The organism is Paenibacillus sp. GCM10028914 (assembly GCF_042666275.1).
Taxonomy (GTDB): Bacteria; Bacillota; Bacilli; order Paenibacillales; family Paenibacillaceae; genus Paenibacillus_AQ.
The window spans coordinates 21,568-35,753 of sequence record NZ_JBHTFO010000019.1 but is presented as its reverse complement, the minus strand read 5'-3'; the positions used below and the strand labels follow the sequence as shown (position 1 = coordinate 35,753).

The window sequence follows — 14,186 nt, the reverse complement described above, 5'->3', positions numbered from 1 at the left end:
TAATGGAGAATCAGGAACAGAACGGGAAGAAGCAAATTGCCCTTAACATTATAAACAGCAAAAGCAAGCATAAAGGGTTCGGAGCGGGCTCTATTGATCTGAATAGTGTATCTCCGGTCATTATTGATCGTGGGGAAGCCAAGATTGAAATTGGAGCAATGCACGCGAAGAGCAAAGTTGAACGTGGTATTAAATTCTCGACCAACCGCGAGGATGTGCCTAATGGCCGCCAAGTATGGATCGTGTGGGTTGCAGTAGACCGTACAGCTGAAGGTCAACACTACGGCGGTATGACTGCTTGCGAAATGTGGATTGATGAGGAAGCGAAGCGGGGCTGGAAGATCCTTGCGGACCATGTAAACAAGCTCGATGCAGCACTTAAGCGTAAAATCATTCTTGATGGTTTGGGAGATGTGGAGAAAAAGGCACTGAAAGATCTACTAATCTCCAAGAACGAGGAATGGTGGAATGACTCCCCAGAGGAGTTTAAGCAGGCTTTGGCAACGGAATAATATAGATGGAGAAAGCCCGGTGCGGATAAGATCCGACCGGGCTTTTTGTATTGTGCACATTTGAAGGGCGAAAACAGGGGATGACAATATGAGATCATCCACTGGTTAAAAGGGAAGTTTGTACGTGAACGTCGAATTGCTGCTAAGGATAGGGTGATTGAATGTAAAAGTCAGCTCTTGATTTTTATATCCTGCGTAGGACAAGGCGTCGCCAACATATCCCATCTCGTTAGGAGGATATTCCTCAATTAACTTCTTGGCGTTCTCATCCAGCAGCTCTGGGTAGATCAGAACGGACTTCTTAGCTGTCGGATGAACGATGAATAATGTGGATTTTATATAAGGACGGACCAACAGAAAGTCATTTTCGATGGCTTCCACAACGAAATCGTCTTCCACGCCAGTAATAGCTTCAAGATCATAGGTCTTAACAACTTTACCAGTCGGGTGAACAAGCTGCAGAGTGCTGCCATCCATAATCGCAACGTTTCCTTTAAAGCCGTTTACATTTGAATTGGTACGTATGCCGGAAAAATTCGAGAAATGAGTAGTTCCCTGTTTTACGATTTTACCTTTGTTCAGAAGTACGCGGACATCCGTTTCATGGATATGCGGCTCACCATGCGAATTCCAGATATCTACGACATAGCTTGATGCATTAATTTTACGAGGTTTCATGCCAATCCAGTCGATATTCTCGATCTCAACCTTCCCGGTACTTCTCGGTACACTACCTGCTTGCCCTGTAAGTAATGTGGCGTTATCACGGTTTAACCAGAAAACCATGCCATTAATAGAGCTGGAAACGTATTGTTTGCTTCCTTGGAGAGAAATCGTCTTCTTTCCATTCCACTTTATTGGGATTCCAAAGCTCTTAGTGAGCAGTGAGGCCGGGACATATGTGACCCCCTTTTTCACAACTGGGGCTGCTCCTAAAGAAATGGTTGTTCCTTGGGCATTGACTGCTTTGGACTGACCAGGGGCAATACGGACAGACTCCAGGGGACTGTTAATATAAACATATTTCTTGTTAGATGTTAGTGTGATGTGAAGATCCAGATACTCCGATAACTCTTTGACTGGAACGAATAGGACTCCGTTTTTCTTGAAAGGGGCGTTTTGCAATTCCAGATCCCAGGATGTTTTTGTGTTATCTTTCTGGGATTCAGCCGCAAAAGCTGATGGAGTCGATCCAGGAAAAAGACCAGATATAGGTGTTAGACCAAGCGTTAGAGCGAGTGCCGCAGCTCCGGCGATTTTATATGATTTCAGTGATTTCAACTTCTCCACCTCCATAAGGGATATTTATTAGACGTTTATAAAATGGAAAAAGTTTCATGATTGTTGCAAAAATAAATGATCCTTAGTGTATAAGTTGCCTATCATTTTGTTGGATGAACCTTCGTTTAATTTCGCATTAATGCAACTTTTGGGGTGGAAATGCGTTATTTACTTATAGATGCACAACATTTAACAGTAACGATGGATATTATCTTTTTTTACTCGTTTTGGAGGCATATAAGGAGGAATTATCTGATGAAAAAAAACAAAAAAATGATGGTCGTTTTAGGCATTGTGCTGACGGGAGCCCTTACAGTAGGCGTAATATCATCCTTTGCAAATGACTCATTAACATCCCAGCTTAATAAGATTAAAGTGAATACAGAAATCAATAATCAAGGTGAGGAAGAAGAAGTATTAGTTAAGGTTGGGTCAAATAAAATTACAAATATTGAATTTTTAAACTATAAAGAATACAACAGTGTCTCCCCTTCAAAATTAACTGATTCAGAAATTCTTGAACACATGATTAAGGAAGAGTTATTTCTGCAATTAGCTGAAAAAGAAGGTGTATCAGCAACATTAGAAGAAGGAAGACAGGAAGCACAAAAAAACAGGGAAATTTTAAGAGATCAGCCTAAGGATGTGCAGGATACCCATAAAAAATTTATGGATGCATCAGGCGTTACTGAAGAAGAGCACTGGGAGAAGATTGCTCCGCCAATGTATCAAGATATGTTATCCAAGCAAAATATAGCTGATAAGATCTTGAAGGGAGAGGCCTCTTCTCAAAAAGATACTTCAGTTGATGACAAAGATGTCGTGTTAAATCTAAAAGAATTTAAACAGCAGTTGTTTGAAAAGTCTCTTTCAGACGGTACAGTCAAAGTTGTTGCAAACAATATTAGTTTAGACTAGCGGCTAGACAGGGAATGCCCTTCTAGGAATAAATATGACGGTTCAATAACGGTATCGTTGAACTGTTATCAGCAGGAGGCAAAGTGTTCATGAGTAAACAAATGATGCATACGACGGTCATGTCGTACAACATTCAGCATGGCGCCGGCATGGATGGTCAGCTGAGTCTGCAGAGAATTGCTAAGGTCATATTTGACTCCGGTGCCGAGATTGCCTGTCTCCAGGAAGTCGATCGATTCTTTGGGGAGCGGAGCGACTTCAAAGACCAGGCTAAGGAGTTGGCTCGGATGCTAGGCTATCATTATGCTTACGGTCCTAATCTGGAGCTAATCCCGGTAGAGGGACAGGCTGATATCAGTCAGTACGGCAACGCTATTATAAGTAAGCACCCGATTCTCAGGTCGAAGAATACTTTGCTTAGTAGCTTTGGGGATGAGCAGCGGGGTGTGCTGCATGTGGTTATAGATTTAGAAGATATTCAACTGAATGTATATAATACCCATCTTGGATTGGATGCAGCAAGCAGAATGACACAGATCGAAGAGCTCCTAGATCTTATTTCTCGCTCCAAAGCACCGAGTATTTTGATGGGAGATTTTAATACGGAGCCTACCAGTGCTGAAATTCAGTTTCTGTTAGACAGCGGTTTACTCATAAACAGCTTTCACAACATCCAAAATATCAACACGTGGCCGGCTAACGCTCCAACAGAAATAATCGATTATATATTTACATCGCCTGTTGTGCAGCATGATAACCAGCGAGTGATACATACGCAGGCTTCCGATCATCTTCCCATCGTGGTGGATGTGATGGTTAAATCGTAGACAAAAAATCCCCTTCTCTCGGTAAGCCGAGGTGAAGGGGATTTATTAGTTACAGCTCAGGTTGAGGACGGAGACGAAGTCTTATCCTTACCTAACAATATCGTTAATCCCAGAAGCGTCACGAGAATGGTGGCACCCATATCGGAGATGATGGCGATCCATAAGGTCAGTAGACCTGGAATTGTCAGTAGAAGAGCAACAGCTTTCAGTGATAATGAGATGGCAATATTCCAACGAATGATGCGGTTTACCTTTCTGGCTGTACGAATTGCACTCGGAAGCTTACCAAGGTGATCCTGCATGAGCACGACATCTGCAGTTTCAATGGCACTATCCGTTCCTTTCCCCATAGCAATACCGAGATCTGCTGCCACTAGCGCAGGAGCATCATTGATACCATCTCCCACCATACCGGTCTTCTGCTTGCGAGCCAGTTCTTTAATCTTGGATACTTTCTCCTCAGGCAGCAGACTTGCGAAAAAGCTGGTTACTCCCGACTGCTTGGCAATGGACTGTGCAGACTGTTCGTGGTCACCCGTTAGCATGACGGTGTTCGTAATGCCTGCTTGATGCAATTGACGGATGACATCCGATGTTTCCGGTCGAATTTCATCAGCTAAACCGAACAGTCCGAGCACGGAGTGTTGATCCGCTGCCACAATAATGGTGTATCCTTGTTCTTTAAAGCGATTAATATCATGACGGACCGCATTCATTGCGGCTTCCTGTTCACCTTGGACGTGACGAAGAACTTCTTCGCTGCCAACCCAATACAGCTTGCCGTCAACCTCAGCACGAACGCCTTCGCCTGGTAATACGGTAGGCTGTAGCGGTTCCGAAAAGGTCTTATTTGGCTGTTTGGCAGCCAAGTGTTTCATGACTGCTTTAGCGAGCGGGTGCAAGGAGGACTGTTCTACAGCGCCGGCAATGGCATAAAATTTGTCTTCATCATAAACAGTTTCAGCATATACAGCGGGCTCGCCGCGTGTAAGTGTACCGGTTTTATCGAATGCGATAGCCTGAAGTCGTCCAAGCTGCTCCATGTGAATGCCGCCTTTGACCAAAATTCCGTTTCGGGCGGCCCTTGTCATACCACTGACCAGCGCAATCGGGGAGGACAGAACGAGTGAGCAGGGACAACCGACAATAAGAATGGAGAGGCCTTGATACACCCATGTCATCCACGGCTGTCCGAACAGCAGCGGCGGGATGATGGCGACGAATAGAGCGATAATCATAATTGCAGGTGTATAATACTTAGCAAATTTATCGATAAATAGCTCTGTTGGCGTCTTGCTGTCTTGCGCTTCTTGGACAAGGTGCATGATTTTGGCCAAGGATGAATCTTCATAGGCTTTGGTTACTTCTACATTCAATAGACCGTCAGTACTGACACTACCTCCAAACACGGTATCGCCTTCCCGTTTTGTCACAGGAACCGATTCACCTGTGATGGCCGCTTCATTGACCGCTCCGGTACCCTGCGAGATGATTCCGTCTGAGGGGATCTTCTCTCCTGGACGAACACGAACAATGTCTCCTGGGGAAAGACTCGTAATCGGCACCCGTATGGTTTCCCCATCACGGAGCAATTCCGCCTCTTTAGGAGCAGCGGCAAGCAATGCTTCCATGGACTGACGGGCGCGGTTCATACCGTACCCCTCAAGCATTTCGTTCAAACCGAATAATATAGCTACGAGCGTCGCTTCCCGCCATTCGCCAATGATCACGGCACCAATTAATGCAACCGTCATGAGTGTGTCCATATTGAATTTGAACTTGGCCAGATTATTAAGTCCCCGCCAGAACGTCGTATAGCCGCTTAGAATCATAGCTGCAGCATATAGCGTAATAATGACAGGTGTTGCTACCTGATCTTCAAGAACAAACGTAAGCAAATAGAAGATAGCTGATATAGAGAGCAGCCATTTCATCTTCTGTCCTTCGCTGTGACTGTGATCATGTCCATGACTGTCACTATGATCATGACTATGACCGTGCGAGCCGTGATCGTGTGGATGTTCATGGGAATGCATGGTACCTGCAGAGGTTGCAGCAGTATAGTCAGCCGGTTGAACAATGCGGGCTCCGTCGCTTTTTAAAATTCCTTCCACACGCTTTAGGTCCACTTTTGGAGATAGGGTCAGTTTACCGCTGTTATAGCTAAGCTTTGCATTCTGGCCGTGCTCTAGTTTTTGAATTTCTTCTTGCATTTCACGGGTGCAATTGGGACAGGAAAGACCTTGTACCCGGTACTCCGTAATGTCTAAGTTCTTATTGTTATTTCTACCTTCAGGTACAGATTCGTTATGAGTGCTCATGCTTCCACCTTCTCTTTCTGATGTTCCAGTGTCATATGAAGCAGGGTACGGATATGATCGTCCTTCAAGGAATAAAACACATTTTTGCCTTCCTTACGTGAAATAGCGATAGATTTATTCTTCAATGTCCTAAGATGGTGGGAGGCCGTTGCTGTGGAGCTCCCGAGCACTTCAGCTACATCACATACGCATAACTCACCACCTTGATCGAGCATGTAGGCAACTTTAACGCGGGTAGGGTCGGCGAGAGCTTTGAAGATTTCACTCATTCCGATCATGTCATCTTCGGATATGGTCTGTTTCAGCCTTGATACCTTCTCTGTTGTTGGGCAGAAGGCTTCACATATATCCAAGTTGTTAGTAGAGGATACGGGTTCTTTGTTTATTTTCATAATGTATAACCTCCTCACTCGTTCCATGGAACAATCGCTCGATGAGACCCACAGAACACTATATTCAAACGATAGTTTGATTGTTAATTCCAATATACGACAACACGATATAATATTCAAACGTTCATTTGATTGTTATGTGCAAAAATAGGGCTCCATAGAACAGCCCCGTCCATTTCGCATCCAAGATGGAGTTAGCTTAAGTAAGCAACGGCTTCTTTATCCACTATGGATACATACGGATTTTCCTTGATATAAAAACGCCAAGGTTTAGCCGCATATTCTTCCGCATAAGGAATATTAATTCGTGGTGCTTGTACGATGGGAAGAGACGAAACATCTTCACCTCGTTCAAGATAAAGTGGTCCGTCCAGCTGATTAAGCTTGCAACCGTTAAAGCTTTTATCAATACGGAGAGCACGACACAGCTTACCGGGGCCGTTACTGAGGTTGGCTATTCTTCCAGAAGGAAGCTTGCCACGATAAAGCTGCATCAGTTCTGCATCCCTGCTCGTCAAAGGCTCAACGGCGCGAATTAATATAGCCTGTGGATCGTCTTCCCTCGCCGTGACAACATTGACGCAGTGATACATGCCGTAGATGAGATATACATAGCATGTACCGCCTGCCTGAAACATCATTTCCGTTCGGGCTGTTCGTCTGGCTCCATAGGCGTGTGAACCTTTATCCTCTATACCACCATAACTTTCTGTCTCCACGATTTTGCAACGGATTTCTCCGTCTTCAGTGCATCGTACCAGGGTTTGTCCGAGAAGCCTAGGTGCGGATTCCAGTGCAGTGCCCGTATATATCGAAGCGGGGAGGGGCTGGCCATAGTGATATGAAATATCATTACTCTTACGAATCATGGAAAGCACCTTCTTTTAATCATGAGTATTCTTTATGTAATGTCTACACATATAGTATAAACCAATTTGGACAGTCCTCTTCGCGAGGTATGAATACAAGAACAAGAAAATGCTTCCAATAGAATGACCCCACATTTATACTATTATTTAAAATAGTGCCAGAATCACAACAAGTGGCAATGAATTAGATCTGATACATAAACCATGATTTGGGTAACACTGTATATCTTCATTTGTACAGAGTTCCAAGAATATTTGTGTCACTAACAAGGAGGTAAAGTATTGATGAATTGCAAGATTTGTGGACATGAAAATGGGGATGGGAATTTTTGCGAGAGATGTGGGGCTAAGATTGGCCCAGAGGTAGAGGAGAGCACTTCAAACCAGCCCATTAATACTCCTCAAGAGGATGCAGGGCTGAAACCCAGTCCCTCATTTGCAGAGCAAGCGCAGACTTTTCATCAGGAACCTGCAGCAGGTCATTCCAAGTATGTATTTTCCGGGCCACCACAACAGTCTCAAGGTCCTCAAGCATCATCTACAGAGGGAGCCTCGGGTGAAGCTATTCAGCCTAATCCGTATTTGGAAAGTGCAAAGCAGAACTCCAAGATTTATTTCGATTATTTTTTAAAGGGGCTGAAAAGTCCGCTTGCGGTGACTCAAAGAACAGGTAAAGAGCAACTATTGAACGGGATCATATCCATGGCTATTTTCGTAATTTTGATTCCATTAATGTTCTATCTGTCTTTAGGTTCTGTTCGAAATTATATGTTCGAGAGTCCCTTTGTTGACCTCGTCTTGAAACCTGTATTCTGGTTAGCGTTGTTTATGTTTTTGGTCGCTGTCTATACGTTTGGAGCAGTGAAGCTGTCAACCAATCCAAAGGCTGATTTGAAAGAGGTTATCGCTCGGTTCGGAACGTTGCTCATTCCGTTCATCGTCATTGCTCTCGTCGCTTTTCTCATGTTGTTTATGGAAAGCAGAATTGGTGGTGTGTTCCTGATCATCTCATTAGTCGGTGGGATTTTTACGATTCCTGTGCTCGTTACGATGAGTTACAAGCGTGAGGGAATCGGAGGTCTCGATACGCTGTATGCCATTCTGCTGATATATGTAGCTATATTCCTGACTACGCTCATCTTAGGTGACTCGCTAGGGTCTATTTTAAGACCTACTAATATTTTTGATTTTTAAATATAGCATTTAGCCAAATGCTCAAAACAAAGGGGAACATATCACATGAAATTTTGTATGGAGTGTGGTACGCGAGGATCTGAGCAAGCGGAATTCTGTAAAAAGTGCGGAATGTCGCTGAAGCGGGCTGATAGAGAAGTAGACACCAGAGATGGGCATACAGAAGATGATCCCGCTGTTATTCATGCTAATCTTGAATTGGAACATGAGTCTGTTTCGCCGTCAGTCGATTCCTCTTTGTCTGATGCTCAGTCAGAGATTGCGGCAACTGCTACAGCCCTAACGAATCAGGGTTCGAATCAGGTTGGCAGTTCCATGACTACCTCTGTAGCAATGAGTCGCAGACAGAAGCTATTCATCCTGTTGGGGATGGTCTTACTTGCTGCTCTTTTTGCAGGTTATAAAGTAGGAGAATATTTCACGTCAGAGGATCGACTGATCGGACAGTTCGAGAACGCATTGGAATCGAGTGATTACAAGGCTGCTGCTCAACTGTTGTCTTCTAAGGATGAGAGATTGGTCATCGATGAGAAGACGATTACAGGTTTTATGAATTATTTGGATCAGAATCAGGCAGCGAAGAAAGAGATTATCGATATGCTGAGGGAACAGGCTAGAGCCGGAGGGCAAGCGGGCAAGGAACTGCTTCGTGGTTATGGCTTGAGCGGGATTGTTAATCTTGAGAAAAACGGCAAGATGCTTTTATATGATAAATACAAACTTACGATGGCTCCTGTTTATGTCCGCGTAGAAACGAATTATGCTGGTACGGTCTTGTCGGTGAACGGCCAACAGGCCGCGGTGGCTGATGTCCCAGACTTTAAGATGGAGCTCGGTCCGTACGTACCTGGATTATACCGAGTGGAAGCTAAGTATAAGAATGAGTTTGTTAATCTTCATCGTTCTGAGGAGCTGCAGCTTTTAGAACCTGAAAGGTTATATAACACTGATCTGAAACTTGCGGGTGAGGTTATAAGATGGGACACACGCTTTTCAGAACAAGCAGATCTCCAAGGGCGGTTGTATATTAACGGCAAGAAGCTAGAGATTAACCCTTTTGATAATCACGAATTCGGTCCAGTTACTACAGATGGCTCCATGACGCTGGTGGTTGAAGCCGATTTACCATGGGGGACGGTAAAAAGTGCTGAGGTAAAAATCGAAGATCATGAAATATTTCTTGATTTTACACGGCAGGACAGTTTTCAGAAATCGATTAAGGACACTATCGTTAGGCATGCAAAAGAAAATCTAGAAGCTTTTGCATCCGGAGATACAGACAAGCTCACCTTATCAACAGATAAGTACAAAGATGTGCTTCAAAATGTTGTCACTCAGTTTAAAGAGAGTGGTTATGCATACAAGTCGAATTACATAGGCACTGTCTTTGATATGGGGTCAATCGATCTCGATTATCGTAACGACGTTTGGCAGATGACACTGATCACACAACCTCTGATTGAAGCGGCCACTTATACTGAAGGAGAAACGCCGTCTTTAGAAATGCAGGAGGCATACAGTAAAACAGGACTTATCTATGATGACGAACAGGGCATCTGGAAAGTGGACTTCATCTCGAACACCTGGGGATTTAAGACGGATGAACTTGAGCAATTTAAGGAAGAGAAGCCGATAACTTTCGAGTCTGCTTGGCAAGAGACTGCACAAGAAAGTGCGGAAGCAGAAATATCAACTACGAAGTAGTGAATAGCTAATGAGTTTTGGATAGGAAAGCCCTGCATGGATGTTGAGTCCAGGTGCAGGGCTTGTTTGTATACTGCAGAATTATTCGATCCACCAACGCTTGAAGTCAGACCACCAAGAGCGTTCACCTTGCTGTACAGCATCCGCAGGCGGAGCTGTTATTTGTTCACCACCGTGGGCATCACAGTATTCGGTTGGTTCTGTCCCTTTAATGAATACTTCGAGTGATTTGTCTGGGCAGTCCGCGTCGGCCAGTTTGCCAGTCTTGGGATCGATATAAGCGCTAGCGATATTTTCGGGAATAGGGAAAATTTTTGGAGGTACATTCTCCAATGCCTTTTCCGTATATTGCGCGAAAATAGGTGCTGCTCGCCGTCCATCTAGCAGGCTAATCTCTCTTCCTTTGTCATATCCAACCCAGACGGCTGTTGACAACTCTGGTGTATAACCGACTAACCAAGCATCGGTATCGGTTGTACCTGTCTTACCAGCTACCGGACGTTTCAGTAGGGTGGAGACCCGTCTTCCGGTGCCTCCTGTCTCGAACACGCCCTCCATCATTCGGGTTATGACATAAGCTGCCGCAGGCTCCACGACCTGTTCACCTTTCTCCTCCGGTGCAGTATAAAGATTTCGTCCGGTAGCATCGGTAATACGAAGCACAGCTACAGGGGGGATGCGCTGGCCGTTGCTTGCGAGAACCGCGAATGCAGATGCCATTTCAAGTGGACTGATAGGTGAAGTACCCAGAGCAAGGGATGGGACCGGGTCAAGGGGACTGGCAACCCCCATTTTCTTAGCCATATCTGCGACTTGCTCTGGTCCGATCTGCATGATGGTGTTTACTGCATAAACATTGTCAGAAGCAGCAATCGCTTGCCGCATATTGATTTCACCGAGGTATTTATCCCCAAAGTTGCTTGGTTGATACGTTTTACGATTGTTATCGTAATGGAATAACGTCGGTTTACTGTCGAACATCGAGATTCCTGTCATTTGGCGAGAGGCGATCGCTGTTAGATACATGATCGGCTTGAATGTTGAGCCTGGCTGTCGTGTCTTGGCAAGAGCGTGATTGTACTGATTCTCGCGGTAGTTCTTTCCCCCGACCATAGCTTTAATGTGACCGTTTCTCGGATCAATGGATACGAGTGCAGTCTCTAGTTCGCTGCTACTGTTCATTTCTTTAGCCACCGCTTCTTCCGCAGCTTTTTGGTTTTGAGGGTCAAGCGTGGTATAGATGTTTAATCCGCCTTGCTCCAGCTGCTCTTCTGTAATATCAAGCTTGTTAATGACAAGCCCGCGTATATAATCCCGAAAAAAAGAAGCAACCACCGTGTTCTGCTGCCGATCCTGAGGCAATAACGCCAACTTGAAGGAAGCTGCCTTATCCGCTTCTGCTTGTGTAATAGCTCCCGTTTCCACCATAGAATTCAGCACAATTTTTTGCCGATTCTGTGCATTTTCAAGATTGTTGTAAGGGGAGTAGTATGTAGGTCCTTTCGGCACGCCGGCCAGTATGGCACTCTCAGCCAGGTTCAGATCTTTTGCTGGTTTACCAAAATACATTCGCGATGCCGATTCAATGCCGTAGGCTCCGTGTCCGTAATAAATTTCATTTAAATACATTTCCAGAATCTCATCTTTGTTATATTTCATCTCAATTTGAGCTGTGAATTTGGCCTCTTTGAGTTTTCTTGTTAATGTCTTTTCGTGTGATAAGTATAAATTTCGTGCAAGTTGCTGGGTTAACGTGCTTGCTCCCTGTTTACTATTCATGTGTTCCAGATTGACAAGCACTGCTCTGGCCATTCCTTTCAGATCAAATCCAGGATGGTCGTAAAATTTACGGTCTTCCACAGCTAAAGTGGCCTTTACGAGCAGCGGAGAGATATCTCCTAAAGATACTCTTTCTGGTGCACGCCCTGATGAGGAGAAGGTGGCGATGACTTCGCCATCGTTATCCAGAAGCCTGGAATAACGCTGCGTTTCTGCTACAGGCAGAGGTGTAATGTACAAATAGGCTAACAGGACGCCCCCTGCTATGAGTGAAAGCCCAAGAAGTCCAAATAAGAAAAGGGCGAGTCGAAACAGTGTTTTTTTTCGCTTATACGGTTTATGGTCGTGTCTCGCCATTTTAATACTCCTCTCGATCCTTTTGTTATACATTATGGTGCTGGATGTGAAAGGATATTCATAGATTGGGCAAAGCATTTAACCATTATGAACAGTTGCTATATAATTTGGTTGCAATTTGGGCTTGATTTAATATAATACAATTTGTTTAGTACAATAGAAAAAGATGTGAAACTCGGCATCTGCCCGAATAAAGTTTTACGGCTTGGATCTGGACGGCTGAACATTATTCTAGCGGAAAGAAGGTAGTGGCGATGGAATTATGGTTTACTGAGAAACAAACGCCGACTTTCGGCATCACGGCGAAAATACGGGAAACGTTTGTGCATGAGAAGACGGAGTTTCAGCAACTGGATATGATCGATACCGAAGAATTTGGACGCATGCTCGTCCTTGATGGAATGGTCATGACAACGATTAAAGACGAATTCGTCTATCATGAGATGGTCGCTCACCCCGCACTGAACACGCATCCGAATCCAAAGAAAGTGCTCGTAGTGGGCGGTGGAGACGGTGGCGTGATACGTGAAGTCATCAAGCATCCAGGAGTAGAAAAAGCAGTTCTCGTTGAAATCGATGGGAAAGTCATTGAATACTCGAAGCAGTACCTGCCTGAGATTGCCGGTAAATTGGACGATCCAAAGGTAGAAGTGCTGGTTAACGATGGATATATGCATATTCTTGAACATAAGAATGAATACGATGTTATTATGGTAGATTCCACCGAGCCTGTGGGCCCGGCTGCTCCTTTGTTCGAGCGCGGCTTCTATCAAGGTATTTATGAAGCTTTGAAAGAGGACGGTATCTTCGTAGCACAGACCGATAATCCTTGGTTCAAAGCAGATCTCATTCAGCAGGTAAATAAAGATGTGAAGGAAATCTTCCCGATTGTACGTGTGTATGGGGCGAATATTCCAACATATCCAAGCGGACTGTGGACGTTCACGATGGGTAGCAAGAAGTATGATCCGCTTGAAGTGGACGAGTCTGCGATTGATGAGATGGATACGAAATATTATTCACCTCGTTTGCATAAAGCAGCCTTTGTGCTTCCTAAATTCGTAGAAGACCTAGTGAAATAAGGAGGGCGAATAATCTATGAAACTGGATCAAGCCTATTCTGGCAACGTGTTTATTTGCAGCTCCGACGATTATGAAAACTCCAAAGCAGTCATTTACGGAATGCCGATGGATTTTACAGTTAGTTTCCGTCCGGGATCACGTTTTGGCCCTTCCCGCATCCGCCAGGCATCGGTGGGGTTGGAAGAGTATAGTCCGTACCTGGATAAGAGCATTGACGATATAACTTACTTCGACGCTGGCGATCTGATGTTGCCTTTCGGCAACGCAGGGCGCAGCCTGGAGGTTATTGGGGATTATGTAGGCAAACTGCTGGATGATGGCAAGTTTCCGATCGGACTTGGCGGCGAGCATTTAGTTACTTGGCCGATCATTCAAAAGATGCATGAAAAATACCCTGACCTCTTGTTGATTCATATTGATGCGCATGCTGACTTGCGTGAGCACTACGAGGGAGAGCCGTTGTCCCACTCTACGCCGGTTCGCAAAGCTGCTGAAATCATGGGCGGGAAGAACATCTATCAGTTCGGTATCCGTTCTGGTTCTCGCGAGGAGTTTCAGTTCGGTAAGCAGAACATTAACTTCTATCCATTCGAGGTAGCTGCTCCGCTTAAAGAAGCACTTCCGAAAATGGGCAAACGTCCAGTTTACGTAACGATTGATATTGATGTGCTGGACCCTTCTGCTGCACCGGGTACCGGTACGGCAGAAGCGGGTGGTATTACTTCAAAGGAATTGTTGGAAGCCGTTCATTTGATCGCAAACTCTGATGTTAATGTTGTCGGGTGTGATCTGGTGGAAGTGGCTCCAGTGTATGATCCAACGGAGCAGACACAGATCGTGGCAGCGAAGCTGATCCGCGAGATGTTACTGGGGTGGGCACCCTCCTAAATCCTCCCTACGCCTATGCTTCCGATGAGAGTTTTCCTTCGGAAAACTTTTAGGAGGACCC

12 protein-coding genes are annotated in these 14,186 nt (G+C 44.9%); 7 read left to right on the top strand and 5 right to left on the bottom strand.

Annotation, left to right across the window (positions count from 1 at the left end; all coding sequences use genetic code 11):
* Window positions 1–2: 2 nt before the first annotated feature.
* The gene (locus ACFQV5_RS25090) at window positions 3–512 is read left to right on the top strand and encodes a YwhD family protein (protein WP_379251241.1); all 510 of its coding nucleotides are present in this window, start codon (window positions 3–5) and stop codon (window positions 510–512) included.
* 105 nt (window positions 513–617) lie between these two features.
* On the opposite strand, the gene ACFQV5_RS25085 is transcribed toward ACFQV5_RS25090, so the two are convergent.
* Window positions 618–1,802 (bottom strand): stalk domain-containing protein, encoded by a 1,185-nt coding sequence (locus tag ACFQV5_RS25085; protein WP_379251239.1) that lies wholly within the window; start codon window positions 1,800–1,802, stop codon window positions 618–620.
* 246 nt (window positions 1,803–2,048) lie between these two features.
* Here ACFQV5_RS25085 and ACFQV5_RS25080 point away from each other — a divergent pair, with 246 nt between their 5' ends.
* Window positions 2,049–2,711, top strand: coding sequence for a SurA N-terminal domain-containing protein (locus ACFQV5_RS25080; RefSeq protein ID WP_379251237.1), 663 nt, complete (start codon window positions 2,049–2,051; stop codon window positions 2,709–2,711).
* An 89-nt stretch (window positions 2,712–2,800) separates the two neighbouring features.
* Window positions 2,801–3,538, top strand: coding sequence for an endonuclease/exonuclease/phosphatase family protein (locus tag ACFQV5_RS25075; protein WP_379251235.1), 738 nt, complete (start codon window positions 2,801–2,803; stop codon window positions 3,536–3,538).
* A gap of 56 nt (window positions 3,539–3,594) precedes the next feature.
* On the opposite strand, the gene ACFQV5_RS25070 is transcribed toward ACFQV5_RS25075, so the two are convergent.
* From ACFQV5_RS25070 to ACFQV5_RS25060, 3 genes are all read right to left on the bottom strand, one after another.
* Window positions 3,595–5,751 carry a heavy metal translocating P-type ATPase gene (locus ACFQV5_RS25070; RefSeq protein WP_379251291.1) on the bottom strand — a complete coding sequence of 719 codons (2,157 nt, stop codon included), beginning with the start codon at window positions 5,749–5,751 and terminating at the stop codon, window positions 3,595–3,597.
* A gap of 104 nt (window positions 5,752–5,855) precedes the next feature.
* A complete protein-coding gene (locus tag ACFQV5_RS25065) occupies window positions 5,856–6,251 on the bottom strand; it encodes an ArsR/SmtB family transcription factor (RefSeq protein WP_379251233.1) in 396 nt (131 codons plus the stop codon).
* A 194-nt stretch (window positions 6,252–6,445) separates the two neighbouring features.
* Window positions 6,446–7,120, bottom strand: a complete 675-nt coding sequence (locus ACFQV5_RS25060; protein ID WP_379251231.1) for a DNA-3-methyladenine glycosylase — start codon at window positions 7,118–7,120, stop codon at window positions 6,446–6,448.
* Between the two features lie 285 nt (window positions 7,121–7,405).
* Between ACFQV5_RS25060 and ACFQV5_RS25055 the strand changes: the two genes are divergently transcribed.
* Both ACFQV5_RS25055 and ACFQV5_RS25050 read left to right on the top strand, forming a co-directional pair.
* Complete coding sequence (locus ACFQV5_RS25055) at window positions 7,406–8,314, top strand: hypothetical protein (RefSeq protein ID WP_379251229.1); 909 nt, start codon at window positions 7,406–7,408, stop codon at window positions 8,312–8,314.
* A 45-nt stretch (window positions 8,315–8,359) separates the two neighbouring features.
* On the top strand, window positions 8,360–10,018 hold the full coding sequence (locus ACFQV5_RS25050) for a zinc ribbon domain-containing protein (RefSeq protein WP_379251227.1): 1,659 nt from the start codon (window positions 8,360–8,362) through the stop codon (window positions 10,016–10,018).
* An 81-nt stretch (window positions 10,019–10,099) separates the two neighbouring features.
* On the opposite strand, the gene ACFQV5_RS25045 is transcribed toward ACFQV5_RS25050, so the two are convergent.
* Entirely contained in the window at window positions 10,100–12,154 is a 2,055-nt protein-coding gene (locus ACFQV5_RS25045; RefSeq protein WP_379251225.1) for a transglycosylase domain-containing protein, read from the bottom strand.
* A gap of 254 nt (window positions 12,155–12,408) precedes the next feature.
* Between ACFQV5_RS25045 and speE the strand changes: the two genes are divergently transcribed.
* Together speE and speB are read left to right on the top strand one after the other, a co-directional pair.
* On the top strand, window positions 12,409–13,236 hold the full coding sequence (speE, locus tag ACFQV5_RS25040) for a polyamine aminopropyltransferase (RefSeq protein WP_054955406.1): 828 nt from the start codon (window positions 12,409–12,411) through the stop codon (window positions 13,234–13,236).
* A gap of 16 nt (window positions 13,237–13,252) precedes the next feature.
* Window positions 13,253–14,125 carry an agmatinase gene (gene speB, locus ACFQV5_RS25035; RefSeq protein WP_379251223.1) on the top strand — a complete coding sequence of 291 codons (873 nt, stop codon included), beginning with the start codon at window positions 13,253–13,255 and terminating at the stop codon, window positions 14,123–14,125.
* The last annotated feature ends 61 nt before the right edge of the window (window positions 14,126–14,186 follow it).